This window comes from Dechloromonas sp. ARDL1 (assembly GCF_051122455.1).
Lineage (GTDB): Bacteria > Pseudomonadota > Gammaproteobacteria > Burkholderiales > Rhodocyclaceae > Azonexus.
Genome location: NZ_CP168939.1, coordinates 1,532,788 through 1,556,816, shown reverse-complemented (window position 1 = coordinate 1,556,816; position 24,029 = coordinate 1,532,788). Strand labels below are relative to the sequence as shown.

The following is a 24,029-nucleotide window of genomic DNA, read 5'->3' as shown; positions in this document are numbered from 1 at the left end:
ACTGCCGGGCCTCCTATGGTTACCTTGTACGCATCCATGGGAGAAATAATGAAAATCAAAGCGCAAAGGAAAGGGGATCTCGCGAGGGAAGTCGGCATCCGAGGGGTGAGGGGACAGGAGGGTGCCATTGGGATGATGACCGCCTTCCTCATGGCGGTCTTGGTCGCGGTGATCTCCGCGGCGGCCTACACGGCGATATCGTCGGCTCAGCGCGGAGGAAGGACGGAGGATACCCGAGCTCAGGTGGACGCGGCGGCTCGGGCGGGGCTGGACTGGACGAGACTCAGAGCCCTGAAAGGTTTGTGCGACGCTAGCGCGACATTCAGCGGGACAAGCGCCATACCGGCATGGCCATCCCTCACCGTCAAGACGACCTGCGCCAAAGACGGGACGGGAAACTCCTCATACAAGCTCACATCGATAGCCTGCACGCAGGCCACATGCCCAGGCGCGGCCCCGCTACCGAGCGGCTACGCCGAGAAAAGACTCGAGGCTCGGGTCGGTCTGGCCGCCGATCAAACCGCGCGGCACAAGGACGCCGCGCTCGAATGGATGCGCAGCGCGGGCCCCGTCCGGCTCTTCGATTTCGAGGAGAACTCGGTCTCCTCGGTCGTTCATGATAAGAGGCCGGACGGCAAGACCGTCATCGATTTGCGATACGACGTCGCCGAGGGGGCTACAGCCTTCGCCGACTCGTCCTCGACACCTAAAACCGTCACCTCGAACGGGGCGCTAGGGACCGACGCGGTCTTCGCACTCGGCGGCGGGGCGGTGGAGCTCGACGGAACCTCCGCGTCGATCTCGGTGGCCGGGCATTCCGATCTCTATGTGCCTCCAGAGGCGGACTTCACCTTCGAGACTTGGATCTACCCGAGGACCAAAACCGGGACGCAGGGCCTCGCTTACGCCGGGAGCGGAAAGTTCGGGGTGCGGGTGATCGGCGGGGTTGTCTATGCCGGGCCATACGGTGGCACGGCCATCCTCAACTCGTCGACCTTGCTCAAAGCCTCTTCATGGAACCTCATCTCGGTCGTCAGGCAAGACGGACACCTTAGGATCTACATCAACGGGGCCATGGCTACGGCACCCGTGGCGTGGTCCGGGGAGGTCGACTGGACGGGCGGGGTGACCATCGGGGCCGAGCCGTCCGCTTACACCGATGGATACCTCGACTCGACCTCTTTAGTGGTCGGCAGGGCGACCAGGGTCGACGACTTCGCCCTTCCCCCATCGGACGTCGCCTCTTTGAAACGAGTTATGCGTCTCGGCTGCGAGACGGCCACAGGAGGAACCTCCGGAACGGGAGAGAGCGGATACGGGGCGAGCTTCCTCGACCACGACTCTTCTCCATGGAGAAATCCGGTGACCGTCGTCCCTACGGCCGCCGGCGATACCAGCACGATATTCCCTCAACCTGTGGGAACGTATGTCGGATATGGCTCACGACAAGCCTGCATCATGTCCTCGGCTACTTACGGGGCGGGTTATTTCAAGGTCGGTGGTACGGCCTCGTCTAAGGCTTTCGGGACGGGGGATTTCACGGTCGACGGGAACGTCCTTCACTCCAGCAGCACCTCATCCCCCTATTTCATGGTCGGAAATTGGGGCGGAGCCGGGATCGGGGGGTGGAGGGTCAACAAATATGGAAACTTCCTCCAAGTCCAGGTCATCGACGGCACGTCCTCGACCGTCCAGACCTTCACCGGGACAAGAACAATCTCTGCGAACACCAACATCCATTGGGCGGTGGTGAGGAAGAACGGGAGGCTGAAAACTTTCATTAACGGCATAGCCGACTTGGATGTGGCTCTGACCGCCAACATCCTGTCTCCGATGACCGAGACATGGGTCGGGGTCTCCCCGCAACTGGACTCCTACAAGCTTGTGACCGTCTATCTCGACGAGGTGGGGATCCTCGTCGGCAAGTCCGTATGGACGAAAGCCTTCGCCGTGCCCGAGGCGGCAGACAGGGACTCCTATTTCGGAGACACGCTGAAAATAGGCTTCGATGGATCCATAGACGACCAGTCGAACAACCCAAGAGCTATCACCAATCAAGGGGTATCTCTCGGTTCGGGATCCGGGGCCGCGGTCGGGACGGGTTACGGGATCTTCGGAGGGGGGAGACTAACAGTTCCCGCCAATAAATCCTTGGAGATCCGTCGCGGGGCCTTCAACGTCTCCCTCTGGGTCAAGTTCGCCGCATCGGATATGGGTCGCGAGGTATGTCCAATCGACGGCGGGGCGGGAGGGATCTTGCTTTGCAAGACTGCGAACGACAAATGGGTTTTCGGCCGCAACGGCGGCACGATGTCCGCCGAGTTCGACGGTTTCATTAAAGCGGGAGTGTGGTCCCAGTTGCAGGTGGAGAGGAACAACAGCATAGTCCTGGTTTACGTGGACGGCATGGTTCTTACCACCGCATCGCAACTCGGGGGTACGAACTACTACTATTCCTCGACCTACGCCTCCATCGGATCCCGCGTCGACGGATCGTCGGCTCTCCAGGGAGCGATGGACGAGATTGAGATCACCAAGGGGCGTTCTTTCCGTCCAATCGCCGCACCATACGTATTCCCGATACGAGGAAACGCTTTCGCGGCGGAGAGGGAAACTCTGCTGATGCATTTCGACGAGCTCGCTACGTCCCAGACGGCTTCCATCGTCGACTCATCTATATACGCCAGAGCGTCGGGCTCCTGCACCTCTGCCGTCTGTAAAGACGAGGGTGGGGAGGCCGTCTTCGGAAGGTCGAGGTACTCGGCATACAACCAAGTGGGCGGGGCTTTGCCGGAGCATATGTTGGACAAGGTGGATTTCACCGTCGATTTCCGGACGAAAATAGGTGCCGCGAATCAATACAACGCTTTGGATTGGGGCGGGGCGGTCACTTATGCCGGTCGTTTGACCTTCAACACAGACGGCTCCGGCCTTTTTGCCGGCAACGCCGCGTCTCCCGGGACTTACGTCTCATGTCCCGCCGGAACCTTCGTTGCAGGGAAATGGATGCACGTGGCCGTCTCCGTGCAGGGCAACAACGCTTATATGTTCAAGGACGGTAAGCTCTGCGGATCCGTATCAGGGTTCACCCGCGCCACCTACAGCGCGGGGACCGGTATCACACCATATGTGAGAACCCCGACGGGAAGTTATACCTACATCGACGAGTTCAGGATACTCCGAGGTCGCGGCATGTGGAACGCCGACTTCACCCCGCCAGCCGCCCCATATAACGGTGACGGCACGTGGACGGCATCTCATGTGTTGGAGAAGATCTACGGGGATCACGCCGCCGTAACAGGGACGGCGACACCTTGGACGGACGACCTCGGTACGAAGGGAGTCGAGTTGCCTCCAGGAGCGTTCGGAAGGTTCGGGCCGGTTACGTCAGACGATCTGGGATCCGCCGGGGGAACCTTGGCGGTGATGGCCAACCCGCCGGCCGCATCCGTGACTGGTTCCGCGAACACGCGCATGCTGTCCCTCTCCTCGGACAGGACCGCGGCGAGCAACCTGCTAGCCATCCTGCGCGGAGACGCCGAGCAGACCTTCGCGGGCGGGGCGGGCGACTCGACCGGGCAATGGAACTCCGTGCAGTCAGGGGCGGCGGCCATGACGCGCGACACCTGGGGGATATTCGGATTCTCGGCCGGTTCCTCGGGCACGGGTTCCCTCATCAAGGATGGGACGACCACGAACACGGGGACGGTATGGTCTCCCGCAGCCGTGACGCGCACATTCGGGACTTTCGGGGCGGACGCCTTCGGAGGTTCGGGATTCCCGGCCACATATGGTGTGGCGGCGGTTTATGGGAAGGTTCTCGCGGCGGCGGATTGGGATGGGATCAAGAGCGGGTGGGAGACCGGCAAGCTGCCCGATGAGCTGAAGTTCAGATCCGCCGACTCGACCATGGCGGACAAGGTCGGCAACGTCGTCGCCGCGACCGACGTAACAGCCGACGCCAACGGCAGATCCATAGGGCCTGTCTGGGTCTTCCCGGGAACGACCGGGCAGACCGTGTCCTCCACCTCCGATAAGTTCCCGGCGGGGACCGGGGATTGGGAGGCGGAAGCCTTGCTTTTACCAGACGAGCTGCCCCTCTCGAAGGACGGGGCGGAAGTGCTCGCTTATGGCGACATATCGGTCAGGCTCCTGTCCGACGGCAGCGCGGCCATCTACTCCTCGGGAACGAGGGTTTCAAAAACCGGGGCGGCGGTCAGGCCCGGTGTCCCGGTCAGGCTTCATGTCGGTAGGAAGGGTGGATACCTCCAATACGGGATCGGACGGGTGACCGGAGCGAGCCTCTCCGATAGCGTGAACATGACGGGGAACACACTGTACATCGGGAGAGACTTGGGGACGACGGGAACCAAGTCTTACAAAGGGCTCGCACGCGACGTCCGACTGTTCGTGGGCAAGCATCCCGACTGATGGGTAAACCGACGGGCGGGCCGGACTTCAGGCCCGCCGATCCGCATCATGGTTAAAACGAACATGCGGAGGAGACATGGGTGAGGAGCGGAAAAATGGACAAAAAGGGACGACCCTGATTGAGTTGGTCATTGGGATCATAGTCCTCGGCATCCTCGCCTCAATAGCTTGGCCGTCCTGGGTGAGCGTCAAGAGCGAGGCCGGGGCCGTCGCCGCGGAGCGGACGAAGGAGAGCCTCAAGGCGAAATGGTTGGCCGCCAGGAACGACCACGACCGCGGGGCGGCGGACGAACCTACTCTCGGCAGGCTGGTGGGTTATAAAGCAGCCGTACCCCCAGCTCCCGCCACGATCCCGATGTTGCTCGATTATTCATATCATTTAGAACCCGATTGGTGGGGGCATATGTATGCCATCGATCTAAACAACACGGGATCCGAAGGTTGGAATACGGTGAAATCCGTCCCATGGTCAGGCCAGATCACTTGTATGGGCTCCAATAATATGTTTCTCGAAACCGCTTGGGCACCCGTCTCTCCATCCGCTGGATTTTTGTCATACTGAATCGCCCCGGGTTTCGTAGAGGCTCCGAGGTTTAAGTGCAGGCGGTCGTTGCCTGCACAAGGGATTGTGAATAGTACCGTTCCTCCGCCTCGGCGGGCGGGATGTTTCCGATGGGCTCGAGGAGTCGAGTGTGATTGAACCAAGTCACCCAAGTCAGGGTGGCCAGCTCCAGGGACTCGATGGTTTTCCAGGGGCCCCGGTGATAAACCAATTCGGCTTTGTAGAGGCCGTTGATGGTTTCAGCCAGGGCATTATCGTAAGAGTCGCCTTTGCTGCCGACAGAGGGCTCGATGCCTGCTTCGGCCAGCCGCTCGGTGTAGCGGATGGAAACGTACTGGCTTCCCCTGTCTGAGTGATGAATCAGTGCCCCGTCACGCTTGGGCTGTCGGTCATACAGCGCCTGCTCAAGCGCATCGAGGACAAAATCGGTACGCATTGACCTGCTGACACGCCAGCCGACGATACGACGAGCGAAGACATCAATCACAAAGGCGACATAGACAAATCCCTGCCAAGTAGAGACATACGTAAAATCAGAGACCCACAGTTGGTTCGGGCGCTCGGCCTTGAACTGGCGATTCACCCGATCCAGCGGGCAAGGCGTACGGGTGTCGCTGAAGGTCGTTTGCATGATCTTGCCGCGCCTGACGCCTTCCAGGCCAAGATGCTTCATCAGCCGTTCGACCGTGCAACGCGCCACGGGCGTTCCCTCACGGAGCAATTGCCGCCAAACCTTGCGGACACCATAGACTTGGAAATTGGCCTGCCAAACCCGTTGAATCTGAGGAATCAGCAATTCATCCCGTTGCGCCCTGGCGCTCCGCAGGGAAGGATTGCGTTGCCGGGCAGCGTGACGCCAATAGCCAGACGGGGCAACCTGCAATAGCTTGCAGAGCGGCTCGACCCCATATGTCTCCCGGTGCCGGTCAATAAATGTCCTCACTTCTTCTTGAGGCGGTCGAGCTCCGCCTGCGCGAAAAACGCACTGGCTAGCCGCAGAATTTCGTTGGCCTGACGGAGCTCCTTGTTCTCCCGCTCCAAGGCTTTCATACGCTCACGCTCATCGGTGGTTATCCCATCGCGCCGGCCCGTATCCACTTCATGTCGCTTGACCCAGTCATGCAACGTCTGGGCTGCGCAACCAATCTTCGGGGCTATCGATTCAATGGCTGCCCATTGCGACGGATGTTCTTTGCGGGCTTCTTGTACCAGCCTCACCGCACGTTCTCTGACTTCAGGGGAATATCTGTTTGATTTGCTCATCATGGCTCCATTCTCTCAGGTAATGGAGCCTCCTCAATTCCCGGGGCGATTCAGCGGGATATATCGAGATCGTCCGGGGCCAGACCAGCGTTCGTGTGTGTGGCGATGTCACGGCCTCGGCACTGCATCTGGTACTGGATTGCCTGGCGTCCAGGGAATGATCGGACTGCCGGTAGGAACGCAGATCTGGCTGGCGGCCGGCGTGACTGATATGCGCCGTGGCTTTGATGGACTGGCTGCCATTGCCCAGGAGCAATTGGCGGCAGACCCATTCAGCGGTCACGTCTTCGTGTTTCGTGGCCGGCGCGGCGACCTCGTCAAACTGCTCTGGTGGGATGGCGATGGTCTGTGCCTGTTTGCCAAGCGGCTCGAACGCGGGCGCTTCATCTGGCCGAATGCCACCGATGGGCGAGTTCATCTGAGCAAAGCCCAACTTGCCATGCTCCTGGAAGGGATCGACTGGCGGCGTCCTGCGCGTACCTGGCAGCCCGAGCGGGCGGCGTAAAGCCGGCCTGCGGGGGCTGTTCACTGCCCCTGAATTCCCGTAGACTTCGGTCATGCCCAAGCCAGACCAATCCTCTACCAGCCAGGCTTCCTGCGAAGTCGATAAGCTGCGCCAGCAGGTTGAAAGGCTGCTTGAGGAGAACGCCCGTCTGAAGCTGCTCGTCGCCAAGTATCGTCGCCTGCACTTTGGCCAGAAATCGGAAACGCTGGCGCAATTGGGGCAACTCGATCTTGGGCTGGCGTTCGAGCCACTGCCGCTCACGCCGGCTTCGCCGATATCGTCCGCGCCGGATAAACCGGCCGACACGCCGCGAATCAGGAACCGCAAGCCCTTCCCGGAAACAGCGCCCCGCGAAACGGTGACGCATATGCCGACGGCAGAGTGCTGTCCGGATTGTGGCGGGCAATTTACGCACCTCGGTGAGGACGTTTCGGAAATGCTCGAGTACGTGCCAGCCAGTTTCAAAGTGATTCGCCATGTGCGGCCGAAACTGGCCTGCACCCGGTGTGATCACATTGCCCAAGCGGCGGCCCCCGCCCGTCCGATTCCCCGCGGCTTTGCCGGTCCTGCCCTGTTGGCTCACGTGCTGGTCGGTAAGTTCTGCGATCACTTGCCGCTGTATCGGCAAAGCGCCATTTATGCACGCAGCGGTCTGGACCTGGACAGGGCACTCCTGGCCGAATGGGTTGGACATTGCCATGACTTGCTCTCGCCGCTGGTGGATGCGATCCGGCGTTATGTCCTGGGCGGCAGCAAGGTACATGCCGATGACACACCGTTACCAGTGCTCGCGCCGGGCAAGGGGCGAACCAAGACCGCAAGGCTGTGGACGTATGTGCGGGATGATCGCCCAGCGGGAAGTGGCGATCCGCCAGCAGTCTGGTTTGCCTACTCGGAAGATCGCAAGGGACAACATCCCCGTGATCATCTGAAATCCTTCCGCGGCATCCTGCAAGCCGATGCTTATAGCGGGTTCGATGCCTTGTACGAGATTGGCAAGATTCAGGAAGCCGCCTGCTGGGCGCACGTCCGGCGCAAATTCGTCGATGTCTATCGGGCCCAGGCTTCGCCCATCGCGGCCGAGGCCATTGCCCAGATTGCCGAGCTGTATGCCGTCGAAAGTCAAATCCGTGGCCGATCGCCCGGTGAGCGGCAGGTCATTCGTCAAGTGCAAGCCTATCCCTTGCTCAAGATCATGCATGCCTGGCTCGACGCTCAGCGCCAGCGGATATCACGCAAATCCGGCCTTGCCGATGCAATCAGCTATGCGCTCAATCACTGGTCTGCGTTGATCCGCTATGCCGCAGATGGCCGAATCGAGATCGATAACAATGCGGCAGAGCGTGCATTACGCGGAGTCGCTTTGGGGCGAAAGAACTACCTGTTCGGCGGCTCGGATGTCGGCGGCGAGCGCGCAGCCAGCATGTATTGCCTGATCGGTAGCGCGAAACTCAATGGGATTGATCCCGAGGCTTACTTGCGGACAGTCCTGACCCGGATTGCCGAGCATCCGATCAATCGGATTCATGAGCTACTCCCGTGGAATCTTTACCCCGATCACGCCACCGTTGAACAGAAAGCTGCCTGAAATGAGTAACGTCATTGCGCTGAAGAAGCCCAGAGCCAAGAAGATTCCCGATCTGCTGCAACTGAAGATTGAGCTGGCCTGGATCAAGCCGACCATCTGGCGGCGCATCCTGGTGCCGGAGTCGATCACGCTGGGCAATCTACATCAGGTCCTGCAAGTCACCTTCGGCTGGTGCGATTACCACTTGCACGAGTTCGACTTTGGTGGCAAGCGCTTCGGCATTCCCGACCCCGAATTCGATTGGGAGCCAGTTCGCCCGGAGACACGAGTCCAGCTCAAAACCGCCTTGGGCGGCATGAGTTCGTTCAAGTACATCTACGACTTCGGCGATCACTGGGAACACCGGGTCAAGGTCGAGAAGAAATTGCCAGGCGATCCCGAATTGAGCCACCGTGCCATGCTCCTGAAAGCCGCGAATGCCACACCTCCGGAAGATGTCGGTGGCGCGCCCGGTTACGCAGACTTCGTGGCAGCCATGACCGACCCCAACCATCCCGAGCACCAGTCGATGTCCGAATGGCACGGCGATGCCTTCGATCCCGCATTCGTGGACGTCGTCGCCATTAGCCTCGCTTTACACGACCTGAAAATCTGATTTCAAGACGGCTTCGGGACGACGCTTACTTCACATCTGCCAGGTTTGCGGTTTCAATCGGTGAGCAAGCCGTTTAGTTCTACTCACTTTTTGTTAACGGCTTGCCTAATGGCGCCATTTTTATCTCATTGCCGCCTATTGCCTCGTTGGAGCGGGGCATCTGGCTCCCGGGCATTTATCGCCGCACCAGCCCCTCTGATAGACGGCCTCGCAGGCGTCGCACACCGGGTCGCCCCATATGGGAGCGTGGGGTACCGCAGGGGCCGAGAAGACCAGCTTTGTGATGGGTTGGTATGTCATCGGCGCGGCCTTGGGTGCGGCCGGGGCTTTCGGGGCTATTTTGGCTATTTTGGCTATGGTCTCCATGTTCTCTCCTCGTTTTTTGTTGTCGATCATGCCATTCCAATCTACTACCCATGGGATTACAGGGCCAGGCCGTTCATCGGAGATCGCATTCCGGTGGACGGGCGGATGCCTGTCGGGTTTCCCATTCTTCCGACGGACGGGCCGGACAAATCATCGGGATTAGGCCAGTGTGATTGAAGAAAGCCCAAGGCCACCGTGGGCGGAGGAAGATGCATCGACCTCCATGAAGACAACGGAGCTTATGACCGCAGGGATAGACCGCTGTCCACCTTGGTTGGCCCCCCGAAAGGGGGGCTAACTTATTGGGATGTTAAAAGCCCCCGTGGGGGCCTCGATATTCGTCGGGGTTAGGCGCTCAAACCCGATCCGCCATGGCCCTCTCGATAAGCTCCATTTTTTTGCATCCGGCGATAGGCCCCAAACCCATGGCCCGTTCCAAAGCGGACGTTCCATCCTGCGATCTAATATCCAAGGACGCTCCGGCTCTCAACAGAAGTCGCACCGCCCCATCGGTCTCGCGCATGCCCGATGCCGCCAACAAAGGCGTCTCCCCCGCCCGATTCGTGGCGTCTAGGGAAGCTCCCGCGGCGAGTAGGATTCTCACCGCGTCATCGTGTCCGGCCATCGAGGCGTAGTGCAGCGGCGTGTTGCCACGGTAATCCTTCGTCTCGGAGGATGGCCAAGCCCATGACAATAAGTCGAGCATCTCCATGTCCGTCTCAAGCGCTCGCAGGAAGTCGCCGATACCCGGAGCAGGGGCTTTATCTTGGAGAAGCACGCGCTTCAGGGTTTTGATGGCTTTCTCGCGCGGTATTAGTTTGGTTATAAGCGCGGCGTAAACCGAAGTCGGAAGGATGGCTCCCGCATCCGCGAGAACCGCGATGATTTCGCAAAGGTCGCCGTATCTAGCGTCGTTCGGGCCGCAGGTCGCCCGCGCCAGCATGCACGTCGCGTAGGCCGCCGGGGTGCAGCTATACCCGGGCAATGGATACTCGAAGCGTCCTTGCGGGTCGGCACCCATCGACACCAGCATAGTGAAGAGGCGCGGAGCGCACACCTCGGTTTTGCCGCAAAGGTCGATGACGGCCCTCAGCGGCGACCATTCTCCTTCTGGATCCATATCGGCCCCGTTTTTTAGCGCCAAAAAAGCACCGCGCTCATCGCCGCGCTCAAGCGCCGCGGCGAGTTCCATGTTCAGCTCCGAATCTCCCATCCTCATGTCAGTCTCCCCGTGTTGTCAGAGTTTCACTCTCGCTCCATTTCGGGAGGACTTAAAGCCCGTCCATCCGGGGATCGGGCTCCCCATATCGAAACCCGACAGGCGGCGAATAGGTGGATGGATTTGAGAATGCCGGGCCGGTTATGGGGGCCCCGCGTTCTCACATCCGAGCGCGACCTCTTGTCGCGGATGGGGTTATCGCGGATCGTTCCAGATCCGCTCTCTCCTCGGCCGAGATTAGGACGCCCAATGGCTTGTCGTTATCTCTCAGCCTGGCGCGGCTCGCCGGAGAGAAACCGTGGTCATCCCGTTTGGTTGGGTCGGCGCCGAAATCGATCAGGGCCTGAGCGGCCTGCGCCGTCCCGTGTTCGGCGCAGGAGTGCAGCGCCGTTCGACCGATTTTGTCGCAAGCCTTGTGATCCGCTCCGCGCTCGATGAGCAACGTGCAGAGTTTGGCGGCCGTCGGACCGTCCGAGACCCTGGCCGCGCGGTGCAGAGCGGTCTCCCCCTCGGATTGATCATTTGACCAATCCGGTACGCATCGAGGGGCGTTCGGGTTAGCGGCGGCGTCAAGAAGCAGTTCGGTCATCTCGACGGAGCGCTCTCCGGAGAATACGGCGCAGAGCAGCGGCGGGGTGTCGCTTTGGGGACGTCCATTCAAATATCCATTGGGGTCCGCGCCGTGAGCCAGGAGCAGGGCCGCGCATTCGACGTTTCCCGCCATGGCCGCATAAACCAGAGGCGCGGATCCGTCATGCATGTCGCCGAACCGGGCATCCGCGCCCGCCTCCAGAAGAGTCTCCACTATGGCGGGGCTCCATTCCGCGGCTAGCCCGAGAGCCTTGTACCCATCCGAGGATTGAGTGGAGTTAGGGGAAGCCCCGGCTGACAACAACTCCCTGACCCTTTCAAGAACATCGCACTCATCATCATTGACTTGGCGGCAGGCCCAGCAAAGCTCGTCGTCCAAATCCATCTCATCACCGTAAGCCATGATCCCTCCTTGATTGACAATCGGACTATCGCGCCGATGACGTGGTCATGGAAGTCCGACCGTCGGAAATGGTTATTGGCCCGACGTGTGGCCTGGCCCCGGTTTTTCGGGTTTGAGAGGATGGTGGCACCAATAAAAATGGAGGCGCGGATGAGAGATAAAGTCGGAAACGAACGGAGGAGCACAGAGGAGGTTCTATCCACCACCGAAAGCCTCCACGGGCGATTTCTCCTATGGGCCGCGGTGGTGGAGTCCCTAGGGGATGTCCTGCAGCCATGTCTGGGCGAGGGCTTGGACAAAATCAGGCGGTCGGATTCCGAGCTCTACGATTTGGTGGTGCGCAGCGCGAAAACCAACGTCGAAGAACTATGGGATTCCGAGGAGCCATACGCCGAGTACGCTCGGATCGTCGTCACCCATTACATGGGCGAGCAGATCGCCATCGAGGAGGCGGCCATTTTGGGGTTGGAATGCCGACGGGGCGAGACGCGGAGAAAGCTCGGAAGGCTATAGCGAGTTATCCCCGGATTCTGTGGAAAACCATGGGGAAAATCCAGCGTTATCGACGTAGCTGCGGGGCCGAGTCGGTCATGCCCAAATAACGGGCAAAGGATGGGTATCTAGCCCGGAAACGTCTCCAGCAGGGTCTTGACCCTGGCGAGTCCATCCTCGATCTCCCGAACCAAACCTGCCGCGATGGGATCATCTTTCGGGGCCGTCTCTTGGGCCCACAAACAGAACTCCGCCATCAGGGCGGCCCTTTCCTTCGCGAGCTTGGAGTCCCTTAGCCCCGACTCGATGAGAGCGGGGAGGGCGGCGGCCGCCCGCAGGCGGTTGAGAATCGGGGTGGGTTCGGGGATTTTGCTCATCCAGCCATTATAAATCGGCTATCGGAGAATGGGTCCCGGTGGTGCCTTCACAGCCTCATGAGATGAATGGGCGAACGGCGACGCTCTTCCGTCCATGCCTATGCCGGCGACAATCCGGCCGGTGTCGTCGCTGACGATGCACCCGACCCAGGAATGCCTAGATATGCCTTCGGCCTTCACGAAGGCCACGATGACCGACGCCGCATCCTCAATGCTCGCTGTCCGGAAAATCAAGGGTTGGCTCCTCTTGCAGACGGCAATCGAAAGAAAGGTCTCCTCAGGATGGCCCGGGGCGGATTCCGCCAGCCTGTCCTCGACGGCCCACTCAGATCTCCATACTCTTAGGATGTTGTTCCTCACCCGCTCGTGTCTGTCCGGATCCTTTGGGGAGGACGGTAAAGACGACACTAGGGACATGATCTCATCGAGAGATACCATGTTCTCTCGCACCATCACGCCGAGGAAATCGATGTCCTTCTCTCGGAAGGCGACGGCCTTCGACACGAATAAATCGGCCGCGCTGATGCAGAAACCGGTGGGGTAACCGTCCGGCCCTGCCGGCACCTTGGCCACGCGCCACTCCCAGCCAGTGGGAAGAACCACCGTGTCCGTGGAGATGCCCTGGGCGTAATAGCCGAAGGTGTCGTGAAAATCCGAGCCCTCGCCGATCAGCACGTCGATGGCGTCGTATTCCTCGGGTTTGTTCCTCGGGTAGATATCGGCCTCCTCGGAGAAGAGGAGGGCATCCGGGGCATTCGGGTAGTCGCCGAGAATGGCCTGACTTCCAACGACGATGATCTCGTTGTCCTTGGAAATCTCTGCTGCCGAACGAATGATGTGGAGGAGTTCCTCGTATATCAACGCCCGCTCCAGCGGGCGAAGATCTCCTTGCGCTCGGTCTCGGAGAGGATTCCGGTGAAAGGCGTGGAGGAACGCAGACGGGCGCTGTCCTGATCCTCGCCGACAAGCACGCGCAGGATTCGATCTTTACCGGAAGAGAGGATCTCCTCCCACTCGGTGTAGGAGCGCACGACGCCGCGCGTGGACTTCCAGCGGGAGATGTTGGAGCGAGCGCGATCCACCAGGGACGGGTTCGTCTCCAGTTTCTTCGCGATCAGGCGGTGCATTTCAAGGCTGCGCCAATCGCTGGTCAAATATTTGTTGCCATCGATTTCCACAATAAAACTCCGTCACTTACACCCCCTAAGATAATCGATTCTCGATATTTATCAAGGGGTTTTGCCATGGAATGGGAGGAGTCGGCTCTTTGATTCGTGCATTCGGGGATTGTTCCGACGTTCGGTCGAGACATCCGACCATGCATCCGGGAGGATATTCGGAAAAAGGAGACCGAAATGGCGCGGAGCAAGAAGACCCAAAGGAGGAATGAGGAGCAAACACGGGGTTGCAAGGAGAGGGACTACACCTGGCCGACGGAGAAACCCCTGTACGCTTTCGCGTTTCGCACGCACGGTCCTGCATGGCCGTATATCGACAGGCTGGCGGAAGATGGGGTCATCGAGTTCTCGAAGCACAAGTTTCTAGGCAGCCCCGGAATGGATGGCTCGCGCAGATTCGAGATAAGGATTTACAGGCCCGGGATCTACCGCTACGAGAACCTTAGATTCCCGAAAGACGATCAAATGCATCACATCCTCGGCTCCGATGGATGGTTCGTGCTGGAGGCGAATCGGTCGATCCGGAGAATCGACGAGGGGCAGGCCAAGGCGCTGATAGGGAGCCCGGAAGCCCCTAATCCCGATGCCCTGCCATACCCGAAGACGAACCGTCCTCCGCGCCACAAGCGCATCTGGGGGGAATGAATGGCCTTCAAGCCATACCCATGTGCCGAATGCGGCGACCCTCATCCCGCGCTTGTCCATGCCCCCGAGGACATGGCTTATTTCGTTTATTGCGACGGGTGCGACCATGGGGGCTCCCCGGCGGTTATTAATCTATCGGGAGACGAGAATGAGGCGTCGGCTCGGGCCGTGGTCGCATGGGACTCCGAATGGATAGCTAAGCACCGCGCTCCGCTGGTTGAGTCCTGCTCGATGGGATGGGATTCCAAGGGCCGCAGAAGAATCTAACGGAGCCGACCGGCGGCTGTCGGATGACAAGCATCCAGATCCATGGGATTGATCCTAGGGTATTCAACAAGGAGACCAGCATGGATCATCAGGACGACCCGTTCAGGGAGCCTGCCAAGGGCAAAACTCTGCTTTGGGTGAGTGAGGGAAGGAGATATCAGGTTTGGAGGGATGGGACCGACGAGGATGTGGTCTCGTTTTGCACACAAGGCGGTGGATGGCTCGGAAAAATGCCGAGGGATGAGTTCCTACAGAAGTTCGAGCGCCTTGAGCTGGATCCGTCCATCAAGCAGCCCGCGTTCGTCGAGTCCGACTGGATAGATGGTAGGTTGCCTTGCCACAGTAACGGCAACGTGTGGAACGGATGGGGTATGCCGGAGTTCGAGCTCGCCACCGCCATGGCATTGGCCGAGAAAATGCCCGAGCTCAGGTACGACGAGCCGTCAGACTCCTTCATCTGGTCACCCTCCGACGATCCCGAGGAGTGGGAGCGCTATGGGGGCAGGGAGATCGTCTCCGAGGACAGGCTGGTCAAGACATACCCGATTGGGGCCGGATCCTGGACATGGGAGGCGTGCGAGACGGCCACGGCGAACGAGCGGCTAGAGACGGCGGCCATTGAGGGGGACGAGAGGAGAGTGATCCTAGCCATCGCGGATGGAGCCGACCCCAATGCCAAGAACCGGGCTGGGGAGACCATCAGGGACGCGGCAAGGGCGGCCGGTCAAACAGCCTGCGCCGATCTACTGGACGGGCTTGTGGGAAAAGCGACGCCCCAAGAGGAATCAAGGGCCGGGCAGATAGCTCGCTAGGTCTTCCCTTATCGGGAAAGGGCGGGACTCTCCGACTTTTCCAGCCCCTTGAAAAACCGCTTCCCGGCGGAGGAGAGGCATTGATCCCTTGTGTCCTGGTCGTGGATGTTTGAGCAAGCCGTTCTGCTCTCCTCAATCGAGGATGCCGCCTCCGATGCCTCAATAAGGCAATCGGCCGCAAGCTTGTTGACGCTCGTTGAAAACTGACCAGAAAAGTGGGGGTGTGCGCGCTGAAAATTGACCAGGGTGATTAACTCGTCCGCTCATTTTTTGAGCAGGATTTTAGGAGATGATCACCATGAAGGATCTGGGAAGGATTCGGCGGTTGTTTTATCGGGATGGCCTATCGCTGTCCGAGATTTCGCGGAAGACGGGGTATAGCCGGAACACCGTCAAACGTTGGTTACGGACACCGGAAGGGGCGGAGCCGAAGTACGAACGGCAGAACCCGAACATCAAGATTGCCCCGTATGCGGCGCGCCTGATCAAGGCACTGGAGGCGGATGCCCGCCGTCCGAAACGGGATCGGCGCACAGCACTGAAACTGTTTGGCGAATTGCAGGCCGCCGGATTCACCGGTACCTACTGCCGGGTCACCGAATTCATCCGGCGCTGGCGGGCCGATGGCGGTGCAGCCGTCAGTAAAGCCTTCGTTCCGCTCCACTTCGAGTTGGGCGAAGCCTTCCAGTTCGACTGGAGCGAAGAGCATCTGGTCATTGGCGGGGTCTGGCGCAAGATTCTCGCCTCACATCTGAAACTCTGCGCCAGTCGGGCCTTTGTCGTTCAAGCCTATCCGACGCAAGGTCACGAGATGCTGTTCGATGCCCATACCCGCTCGTTTGCGGCGCTGGGTGGCATTCCCCGGCGCGGCATCTACGACAATATGAAGACGGCCGTGGATAAGGTGCAGAAAGGCAAATCCCGCATCGTCAATTCGCGCTTCTCGGCGATGGCCTCCCACTACCTGTTTGATCCGGATTTCTGCAATGTCGCCAGCGGCTGGGAGAAAGGCGTCGTCGAGAAGAACGTCCAGGATAGTCGGCTCCGTCTCTGGCAGGATGCCGGCAAGGAGCGATTCAGTTCATTCACCGAACTGAACGTCTGGCTGCTCGAGCGCTGCCGGGGGCTGTGGCAGGAATTGCGTCATCCCGAGTACGCTGACCTGACAGTGGCCGAGATGCTCGAACACGAACAACCGAGCCTGATGCCGATGGTCGCATCCTTCGATGGCTACGTCGAAACCTTGGGCAAGGTATCGAGCACCTGCCTGGTGACGCTGGATCGCAACCGCTACTCGGTACCGTGCGAACTGGTGGGCCAAGCCGTCAGCCTGCGTCTTTATCCGGAACGGATCGACATTGTGGCGCACGATACTCGGGTGGCCAGTCATCCCCGCAACTTCAGTCGGCAGCAAACCCTCTACGACTGGCAGCACTACATCCCGCTGATCGAACGCAAGCCAGGGGCCTTGAGAAATGGCGCGCCGTTTGCCGACATGCCGGAGCCATTGCAACGATTACGCAGCTTGCTCCTGCGCCGGGAAGGTGGTGATCGGGTGATGGCCAAAGTGCTATCGGCAATTTCGCAGTTTGATCTGGAAGCGGTGCTGGTTGCCGTCGATCTGGTGCTGGAGTCCGGCCTACCCAGTGCCGAGCACATCGAGAACATGCTCAACCGCCTGAAGTCGGGTCCCATGCCGCCACCGGTGGAAACGCCACTCACCCTCAGCGAAGTACCGATTGCCGATACCGGCCGCTATGACCGCTTGCGTACCGAGGTGACTGATCATGCGTGAGCTGATGAGCGAGTTCAAGGAACTGCGTTTGCACGGCATGGCCGGTGCCTGGGAGGAGCTGACAGCCAACGGTAGCAGCCGTGTCGAAGCCTCACGTTGGCTGATCGAACATCTACTGCAAGCCGAGCATACTGATCGAGTGATGCGTTCGATTGGCTATCAGATGCATGCGGCCCGCTTCCCGGTACATCGTGATCTGGCCGGATTCGACTTCGAACAATCGAAGGTGGATCAGAAGCTGATCCGGCAACTGGCCGACCTCTCCTTTGCCGAGGAAGCCCAGAACGTCGTGTTCATTGGTGGCACGGGCACTGGCAAGACCCACCTCGCGACGGCGCTGGGTGTCTCGGGCATTACCCATCACAGCAAGCGGGTGCGTTTCTTCTCGACGGTTGATCTGGTCAATGCGCTGGAACAGGAGAAGGCTGCTGGCAAAGCCGGGCGGATTGCCTTGGGGCTGCTGCGCATGGATCTGGTCATCCTCGATGAGTTGGGCTATTTGCCGTTCAGTCAGGCCGGTGGCGCCTTGCTGTTCCACTTGCTGTCGAAACTCTACGAGCACACCAGTGTGATGATCACGACCAATCTGACCTTCGCCGAATGGCCGAGCGTCTTTGGCGATGCCAAGATGACCACTGCCTTGCTCGACCGGCTGACGCATCACTGCCATATCGTCGAGACCGGGAATGAGTCGTTTCGCTTCCGGCACAGCACGGCAACGGCCAAGTCGAGGATCAAGGCGCGGGAGCAGAGCAAGCGGGGAAATCCACCCGAAGCAGATCCGTTCTGATCGAGGCCGCGTTGGGAAATCCGTTCCGGACTCCGTCCTCCACGGCTTTCCCAACGCATTCGTCGTGGCTCGGAAATCAGTTGTTCTGAGCTACACTTATCCACAAGCCCACCTATGTCAGGTGGCTATCACACCTGGTCAAAATTCAACGCGCACAGGTGGTCAAATTTAAACGCGCGCCGACACGGAGACCGCAGAGCGATGCTCCGCTGTGCTAGAGGCGAAACTGGAGGCGGAGAGAGACGCTCACGAGCGCGCTCGGAAGGATGCCGACGACCGCAAGACGGAAAGCGCGGGACTTGTGGCGACCATAGGGGCGGGAAAACGAATGACGGCCCGACGGAGGGAGCGCCAACAGCATTGGTGACGCCTGAGTCTCCCGACGGGTGGCCTCGCATCCCTATCTCCGATCCGGCAGGCTGGATCGAAAGAACGGGAGATGAGCCATGGACAAGGGACACCTAATAGAAGCCGTGAGACGCACGGGCATGGACGTTTTGCAGTTGGCGGGTGCGACCGGGGCCATATTCGCTCTGGACACGATACTGCGCGTTATGGGGATTGGCGGCACCCCGTTGCTCGTGTTCGTCGCTATGGGTATCGCGGGGGCCTTAATCGAGCCAAAGGTGCATATTCACGGCCCGCTCGCCCTTGTGGCCTGTGTGGCCGCGCCGATATACGGTCTCGCGAACGTTTTGCCCTTGCTGCCATGGATCGCTCTTTTCTTCCTCGGTGGGCTCGGCAAACATTACTCGAAAGCATCCGGGGATAGCCGCTTCGAGGGGATAGGTCTTCTCGCCATGATAGGGGCCTGCGCGGGTTTCTTCAGCGCGATAGGAGGCTAGGCGGTCGTATGCCGACTTCGGCGTTTCGGCTATACTGGATATATGAACAGTATCCCGAGGGGCGCCGCCCCTTTCCCTCTTGAGAGCATACCTATTCCCCATGCAGGGGGGAGCGTTCCCGCCGGCTTTCCATCGCCCGCCGAGGACTTCGACGTAGAGCGCCTGAGCCTCGTGGATCTGCTCACCCCGCATCCGCTGACCACATTCCTGTGGCGCGTCAGCGGCCAATCCATGGTGGATGCCGGCATCTCCGACGGGGATATCCTTGTCGTGGATCGGTCATTGAGGGCGGGGCACGGAGACGTAGTGGTCGCCCAGGTCGACAACGATTTCACCGTGAAATATCTCCATAGGCGCGGCGGCGCGTTCAAGCTGGTGCCGGCGAATAGAACCTACCCGGACATCGTGCCTCGCGACGGGCAGACCGTCTCGCTGGTCGGCGTGGTCACATCGGTCATAAAGCAGTTCCGAAAGCTTGCCTGATGTTCGCCCTGGTGGACGGTAACAACTTCTACGTCTCCTGCGAGCGCGTATTCAGACCCGATCTGGAAGGGCGCCCGGTGGTCGTCCTATCGAACAACGACGGCTGCGCGATAGCTAGGAGCGACGAGGCGAAGGCTCTCGGGATCAAGATGGGGCATCCTTTCTTCAAAATACGGCGCGAGTTCCCTAATGCCGGGGTGATCGCCCTGTCGGCGAACTTCGTCCTCTACGGGGACATGAGCAGCCGTTTTATGGGCATTGCCGCGGCCCTCGGGCCGGGGCAGGAGATCTACTCCATCGATGAGTGCTTCGTCGATTTGAGCGGGGTTGGAGGCGACCTTGTGAGGCGAGCCAGGGTCATTAGAAATCGCCTGTTACATTGGCTCGGCCTTCCGGCGGGGATAGGTATAGGCCCGACCAAGACGCTAGCGAAGCTGGCGAACCACGTGGCGAAAAGCGCGGTACGGAAACCGGGGAGTTATCCGGAGAGGTTCGGGGAGGTCTGTGACCTGTCCGCCCTCACGGCATCGGGATTGGATGAGGTGCTCGCGGCCACCCCGGTCGGGGAGGTCTGGGGTGTCGGGCGGAGGATAGGGGCTCAGCTCGAAGAAATGGGGGTGACCACGGCTCTGCAACTCTCGCGCATGGAGACCGGGTTGGTCAGAAGACGCTGGTCCGTGGTTCTGGAGCGCACCGTGAGAGAACTGCGAGGGGAATCATGCATGAGGATTGAGGACGTGGTTCCCGATAAACGGCAGATAGCTTGCACGCGCAGCTTCGGTGGCCGCGTGTCCGATCTCAAATCCTTGGAGGAGGCGGTGAGTCTTTTCGCGAGCAGGGCGGCGGAGAAACTGAGAGGGCAGAACGGAAAGGCCGGAAGGATCCTGGTGTTCATCCACACTAGCCCGTTCTCCGACGGTCCCCAATATGCGAAATCCGCGACCATATCCCTGACCCGACCGACCGCGGATACGTTGGTCATCGTGCGCGGAGCCATCAAGGGGCTGCGCGGCATATACCGGCCGGGATACGATTACTCGAAGGCGGGTGTGATGCTGATGGATATAGGCCCGGCGGGGATAGGGCAGGGCGAGCTCGATCTATTCGGAGGGCAGGAGGGAGATGAAAACCCCGATCTCATGGCCGCCGTGGATGGGATCAACGCCAGGTTCGGCAAGGGGATGATTCGCGTGGCCTCGTCTGGGGCGGGCGCGGAGAGACGGGAATGGCAGATGCGCCAGGAGTTGAGAACCCCGAGATACACCACCAGCCTATCCGACATCCCCATCGCCAGAGCGTAGGGCCGTGACCGGGACGGCCCGCATAGCGTCGGATGGGAATGGCAGGAGAAGATGTTTGACGGAGGAGGTCGGGGCCGCGAGCCACTCCTCGTACCGATCCTCTGGAAGAATGACGACCATGCGCTTCTCGTCGTCGGGGCGGTGGAAGTTCCTCATGAGCCCGTGTGAGTCGGCATTGATCGTCAGCATCGTGAAGCTATGCACGATCTCTCCTGTGGGTTTGTCGATCCACTTGTCCCACAGTCCGGCCAGACCCATCGGGGAGCCATCCTCTCTGGATATGGCCGTGGCGATGTTTTTCCCGGTGCGCCAATCAGGCTCGACCACATGATCCGCCGGGATGATGCAGCGCTGGCGCTTGGCCCATGGGGTCTTGAATGATGACGCCGTCTCGACGGTCTCCGACCTAGCGTTGAAGGTCGAGTATTTGATCTTGCGCTCCTTGGACCAAAACGGGAGCAGACCGAACTCGCCGAGAAGGAGCTCCCGACCGTCGTCCGACGAACGAATCATCGGGGCGACATACCCCTTCCACACATGGGTGCGTGCGCCTAGGTCAAGCTCTGGGAAGACCCCGAAGACGGACAGGCGCGGGGCGGACAGCGTGGGGAAATAGTTCGAGCACATAACCGTTCAGAAGCTCAAGGAGGGAGACTTGATTATCCATCACGAACGCCCGTGGTGCCCTGAGATGCGGCACCGGAAAAAAGTCGCACCGTTGGTGGTGCGGCTAATAAATGAGTACCATAAGAGCGCACCTTGATGACCCCGCGTTATCGGTGTGTGACTTTCGGGAACCCGATTGTCTTTCCGGGAAGCGGACTACCGCCAAGCTCCGCCATTTACCGACAAGCACCCCTCATTTGGCGCTTCCCTGAGGCTTCCCGGCTTCTTTGTTTCAAACGGGAAGCCTTGATTTATAAGGGAAATAAAATAACCGGTAGGTGCTGGATCATCATCGGTGTGTGCTTGGGCTGCTCGGTTTTTGCTTCTTTGGCCATATTCTTGTGATGTGGGTTACTGCCGGATTTCGCGGGTGTTGTTGGGACTGGGGAAGTCGCCCGTGCTGCGGAAAGGGTTGATATCCAGCCCGCCGCGCCGGGTGTAGCGGGCATGGACGGCCAGCGCCTGCGGCTGGCAGCGGGCTTGTAGATCAGTAAAGATGCGTTCCACGCATTGTTCGTGGAATTCGTTGTGGTTACGGAACGACACGATGTAGCGCAGCAGCCCGACCCGGTCGATCGGCTGGCCGCGATAACGGATGACGAGCATCGCCCAGTCGGGCTGGCCAGTGACCAGGCAGTTGGACTTCAGCAGGTGCGAATACAGGGTTTCCTCGATTGCTTCGCCCGCTTGGGTCGTCAGCAAGTCGGGGGCGGGCTGGTAGCGGTCACAGACGATGTCGAGCTCGTCGATCAGGATGCCCTGCGGCAAGCCGATCGTGGCCGTTGGCGTGCTGGCCAGGGGCTGCAGGGCGACAGCGATATCGCGGCCGGCTGCCGCTGAGAGGTCGCGCTGCATCGTCCGTGCAACTGCTTCGGGTGTCTCGAAGGTGCTCTGGTTGAAGGAGTTGAGGTAGAGCTTGAACGATTTCGATTCGATCAGGTTCGGGCTGTCAGCGGGCACGCGGAAGCTGCCAACCGCAACGACCGGTTTGCCCTTGGCATTCAGCCACGAAAGCTCGTAGGCGTTCCACAGGTCTTCGCCGACGAAGGGCAGGGCCGAATCAACGATGCCGATTTCGCTGCGCTTGAGCTGGCGCGGAATCGGGAAAAGCAGTTCCGGTGCGTAGCGGTTCTGGTATTCGGTAGCCTTGCCCAGCGGTGAGGCATGGCTGGGGTCGTGAGGTTTGGTCGTGGTCATGGGGGCGGATTTTACCTGCTCGCCGGTTGCGGATTTCAGCTTATGCCTGTTTGAGTTCAATCAACTGTGGGCCGCAGTCATCCAGCGCTCCGGTCAGCTGTATTCGCAGCTCATCGGCGGTGGTGGCTGCACGGTAGGACAGTCCGAATGCCTTGGCTGCGTGCTCGAAATTGATATGCTGCGGCGTTCGCCAGCCGCGTGAGAACTCGGGAAGCGAACGTTGCGGGAGGTGGTCGAAGATACCGCCCCCGTCGTTATTCACGACGACGATGACGATGTCGTGGCCACGGGTCTGGGCCAGTCCGCCGATGTCGTGCTGGCAGGTCAGGTCGCCGATCAAGGCGACCGTGGGGCCATGTGCGCTGGCGATGCCGGCGGCGGTCGATATGTTGCCATCGATACCGCTGGCGCCACGGTTGGCATGGATATGCAGCGTCTTGGCCGAATGGCCGGACAGCGAGTCCAGTTGCCGAATGGCGAGTGAGTTGCCGACGAACAGGGCGCTCCCATCGGGTAGTGCGTCGACGATGGACTGGATGTGCGTGTGCTCGCGGTGGTCCGCAGCCTGCTGTTCCAGGGCAATGAACTGCCTGAGCCAGCCGTCGTTTGCCTGTACTAGGCGCTCTTGCAGCATGGCCTTGCAGAACAATTCGGGATCGGTGCGCAGAATGTGGGTCAGTTTGTGCGCGGGATCGATCCGGCGCGGCCAGGAATCGACTGCTATCTGGGTGGCAGCGCTAGCCGACACGTAGTTCTGCAGATTGCGGGTGACCGGAAAGGAACCAAAGCGGATGATCCACTCGGGCATTGGCAGGTCGTCTGCTCCGCTACCTTCCAGCCAGCGGTTGTAGCCGACACAAAGATGAGAGTGGTCATGCGGGCCGAAGCGCAGCCCGGACAGTGGTTCGGCCAGGATAGGGCTGGCCAGGGCATTGGCCAGTTCGACCAAGGCGGTATTACGTTGCGCGGCAATGGGCATGTCTCCGCACACGATGATACCGGGACGGCCTGAGAGGCGGTTTGCCAGCATGCTCAGTGTTGGGCGATCAGGTTCGGCTATTGGTGAGAGGCACTGAATGGGTTCAATTGGTGCGGCAGGAGAGGGATGCCCGGCGGCGAGCAGTGGCTCGCGAAAGGGTTGATTGATGTGCACAGGGCCGGGATAGGGCCAGGTGGCCTGCTCCACGGCACGGGCGGCAAGGCGATGCAGGTATCCCGGATCGAATCCGTCGCTGGGAGTGCCCGGCGAATGGCAGGCCCGGACGTAGGGGGCGAACATCGCTGTTTGAGGAACGGTCTGGTTCGCCCCGCAGTCATGTAGCTCCGGCGGGCGGTCGGCGGAAACGGCAATCAGCGGAACACCGGCTTGGGCTGCTTCCACGATGGCGGGTAGCCAGTTGGCGGGGGCGGTTCCTGAGGTGGCCAGCAGCAGGACCGGGCGTTGCTGCGCCTTCGCGATACCCAGGCCGAAAAACGCGGCACTGCGTTCGTCGATGGCAACATGGCTGCGCATGCCCGGATGCCGCAGCAGTGCGATGGCCAGTGGTGTCGATCGCGATCCGGGGGAAATGACCGCGTCGGTAATCCCGGCGACGGCGAAACCGGCAATCATGGCTTGCGACCAAGCGAGGTTGAGTGAGCCGGTATCGGTCATTGGA

At 60.2% G+C, this 24,029-nt stretch carries 22 protein-coding genes and 1 other annotated feature; of the genes, 13 read left to right on the top strand and 9 right to left on the bottom strand.

Annotation, left to right across the window (positions count from 1 at the left end):
- Positions 1-48 precede the first annotated feature (48 nt).
- Positions 49-4,431 carry a LamG-like jellyroll fold domain-containing protein gene (locus AB6Q56_RS07670; protein WP_434516478.1) on the top strand — a complete coding sequence of 1,461 codons (4,383 nt, stop codon included), beginning with the start codon at positions 49-51 and terminating at the stop codon, positions 4,429-4,431.
- A 76-nt stretch (positions 4,432-4,507) separates the two neighbouring features.
- Complete coding sequence (locus AB6Q56_RS07665) at positions 4,508-4,993, top strand: type II secretion system protein (protein WP_434516477.1); 486 nt, start codon at positions 4,508-4,510, stop codon at positions 4,991-4,993.
- Positions 4,994-5,024: 31 nt separating this feature from the next.
- Here the strand turns inward: AB6Q56_RS07665 and AB6Q56_RS07660 are convergent.
- Positions 5,025-6,256 (bottom strand): IS3 family transposase gene (locus AB6Q56_RS07660; RefSeq protein ID WP_434517128.1). Its coding sequence is split into 2 segments (ribosomal slippage): positions 5,025-5,968 and positions 5,968-6,256, totalling 1,233 coding nucleotides; the frame shifts between segments, so codons are not numbered across the junction.
- Positions 5,862-5,978 (bottom strand) — a sequence feature (AL1L pseudoknot). (Overlaps the previous gene by 117 nt.)
- Positions 6,257-6,413: 157 nt before the next feature.
- On the opposite strand from AB6Q56_RS07660, the gene tnpB reads away from it, so the two are divergent.
- From tnpB to AB6Q56_RS07645, 3 genes are read left to right on the top strand one after another with little or no spacing between them, the layout of a single operon-like run.
- Positions 6,414-6,761, top strand: coding sequence for an IS66 family insertion sequence element accessory protein TnpB (gene tnpB, locus AB6Q56_RS07655; protein WP_434513754.1), 348 nt, complete (start codon positions 6,414-6,416; stop codon positions 6,759-6,761).
- Positions 6,762-6,813: 52 nt separating this feature from the next.
- Positions 6,814-8,349 (top strand): IS66 family transposase, encoded by a 1,536-nt coding sequence (tnpC, locus tag AB6Q56_RS07650; protein ID WP_434513753.1) that lies wholly within the window; start codon positions 6,814-6,816, stop codon positions 8,347-8,349.
- Position 8,350: 1 nt separating this feature from the next.
- The gene (locus tag AB6Q56_RS07645) at positions 8,351-8,944 is read left to right on the top strand and encodes a plasmid pRiA4b ORF-3 family protein (RefSeq protein WP_434513752.1); all 594 of its coding nucleotides are present in this window, start codon (positions 8,351-8,353) and stop codon (positions 8,942-8,944) included.
- Between the two features lie 721 nt (positions 8,945-9,665).
- Here AB6Q56_RS07645 and AB6Q56_RS07640 read toward each other — a convergent pair.
- Together AB6Q56_RS07640 and AB6Q56_RS07635 are read right to left on the bottom strand one after the other, a co-directional pair.
- Positions 9,666-10,502, bottom strand: a complete 837-nt coding sequence (locus tag AB6Q56_RS07640) for an ankyrin repeat domain-containing protein (protein WP_434516476.1) — start codon at positions 10,500-10,502, stop codon at positions 9,666-9,668.
- 187 nt (positions 10,503-10,689) lie between these two features.
- Complete coding sequence (locus tag AB6Q56_RS07635; protein ID WP_434516475.1) at positions 10,690-11,523, bottom strand: ankyrin repeat domain-containing protein; 834 nt, start codon at positions 11,521-11,523, stop codon at positions 10,690-10,692.
- Between the two features lie 150 nt (positions 11,524-11,673).
- On the opposite strand from AB6Q56_RS07635, the gene AB6Q56_RS07630 reads away from it, so the two are divergent.
- Positions 11,674-12,036, top strand: a complete 363-nt coding sequence (locus AB6Q56_RS07630; protein ID WP_434516474.1) for a hypothetical protein — start codon at positions 11,674-11,676, stop codon at positions 12,034-12,036.
- A 107-nt stretch (positions 12,037-12,143) separates the two neighbouring features.
- Here the strand turns inward: AB6Q56_RS07630 and AB6Q56_RS07625 are convergent, their stop codons facing one another.
- Genes AB6Q56_RS07625 through AB6Q56_RS07615 form a run of 3 tightly spaced genes read right to left on the bottom strand, consistent with a single transcriptional unit; the run spans position 12,144 to position 13,570 of the window.
- Positions 12,144-12,392, bottom strand: coding sequence for a hypothetical protein (locus tag AB6Q56_RS07625; RefSeq protein WP_434516473.1), 249 nt, complete (start codon positions 12,390-12,392; stop codon positions 12,144-12,146).
- An 18-nt stretch (positions 12,393-12,410) separates the two neighbouring features.
- Positions 12,411-13,253: a DUF6036 family nucleotidyltransferase gene (locus AB6Q56_RS07620; protein ID WP_434516472.1), complete on the bottom strand. Its 843-nt coding sequence runs from the start codon at positions 13,251-13,253 to the stop codon at positions 12,411-12,413.
- The gene (locus AB6Q56_RS07615; RefSeq protein ID WP_434516471.1) at positions 13,250-13,570 is read right to left on the bottom strand and encodes a hypothetical protein; all 321 of its coding nucleotides are present in this window, start codon (positions 13,568-13,570) and stop codon (positions 13,250-13,252) included. The genes AB6Q56_RS07620 and AB6Q56_RS07615 overlap by 4 nt, the downstream gene beginning before the upstream one ends.
- 177 nt (positions 13,571-13,747) lie before the next feature.
- Between AB6Q56_RS07615 and AB6Q56_RS07610 the strand changes: the two genes are divergently transcribed.
- The 7 genes from AB6Q56_RS07610 (at position 13,748) to umuC (ending at position 20,508) form a co-directional block, all read left to right on the top strand.
- Entirely contained in the window at positions 13,748-14,215 is a 468-nt protein-coding gene (locus AB6Q56_RS07610; protein ID WP_434516470.1) for a hypothetical protein, read from the top strand.
- Between the two features lie 347 nt (positions 14,216-14,562).
- On the top strand, positions 14,563-15,294 hold the full coding sequence (locus AB6Q56_RS07605) for a hypothetical protein (RefSeq protein WP_434516469.1): 732 nt from the start codon (positions 14,563-14,565) through the stop codon (positions 15,292-15,294).
- Between the two features lie 298 nt (positions 15,295-15,592).
- Positions 15,593-17,089: an IS21 family transposase gene (gene istA, locus AB6Q56_RS07600; RefSeq protein ID WP_434517118.1), complete on the top strand. Its 1,497-nt coding sequence runs from the start codon at positions 15,593-15,595 to the stop codon at positions 17,087-17,089.
- Positions 17,079-17,879: an IS21-like element helper ATPase IstB gene (istB, locus tag AB6Q56_RS07595; RefSeq protein ID WP_434517117.1), complete on the top strand. Its 801-nt coding sequence runs from the start codon at positions 17,079-17,081 to the stop codon at positions 17,877-17,879. Before istA ends, istB begins: the two co-directional genes overlap by 11 nt.
- A 446-nt stretch (positions 17,880-18,325) precedes the next feature.
- A complete protein-coding gene (locus tag AB6Q56_RS07590; protein WP_434516468.1) occupies positions 18,326-18,724 on the top strand; it encodes a hypothetical protein in 399 nt (132 codons plus the stop codon).
- Positions 18,725-18,766: 42 nt separating this feature from the next.
- Positions 18,767-19,207: a LexA family protein gene (locus AB6Q56_RS07585; protein ID WP_434516467.1), complete on the top strand. Its 441-nt coding sequence runs from the start codon at positions 18,767-18,769 to the stop codon at positions 19,205-19,207.
- The gene (umuC, locus tag AB6Q56_RS07580; RefSeq protein ID WP_434516466.1) at positions 19,207-20,508 is read left to right on the top strand and encodes a translesion error-prone DNA polymerase V subunit UmuC; all 1,302 of its coding nucleotides are present in this window, start codon (positions 19,207-19,209) and stop codon (positions 20,506-20,508) included. The genes AB6Q56_RS07585 and umuC overlap by 1 nt, the downstream gene beginning before the upstream one ends.
- On the opposite strand, the gene AB6Q56_RS07575 is transcribed toward umuC, so the two are convergent.
- From AB6Q56_RS07575 to menD, 3 genes are all read right to left on the bottom strand, one after another.
- A complete protein-coding gene (locus AB6Q56_RS07575; protein WP_434516465.1) occupies positions 20,479-21,021 on the bottom strand; it encodes an SOS response-associated peptidase in 543 nt (180 codons plus the stop codon). The genes umuC and AB6Q56_RS07575 overlap by 30 nt on opposite strands.
- A gap of 504 nt (positions 21,022-21,525) precedes the next feature.
- On the bottom strand, positions 21,526-22,371 hold the full coding sequence (queF, locus tag AB6Q56_RS07570; RefSeq protein WP_434516464.1) for an NADPH-dependent 7-cyano-7-deazaguanine reductase QueF: 846 nt from the start codon (positions 22,369-22,371) through the stop codon (positions 21,526-21,528).
- 40 nt (positions 22,372-22,411) lie between these two features.
- Positions 22,412-24,025 carry a 2-succinyl-5-enolpyruvyl-6-hydroxy-3-cyclohexene-1-carboxylic-acid synthase gene (gene menD, locus AB6Q56_RS07565; RefSeq protein ID WP_434516463.1) on the bottom strand — a complete coding sequence of 538 codons (1,614 nt, stop codon included), beginning with the start codon at positions 24,023-24,025 and terminating at the stop codon, positions 22,412-22,414.
- Between the last annotated feature and the right edge of the window lie 4 nt (positions 24,026-24,029).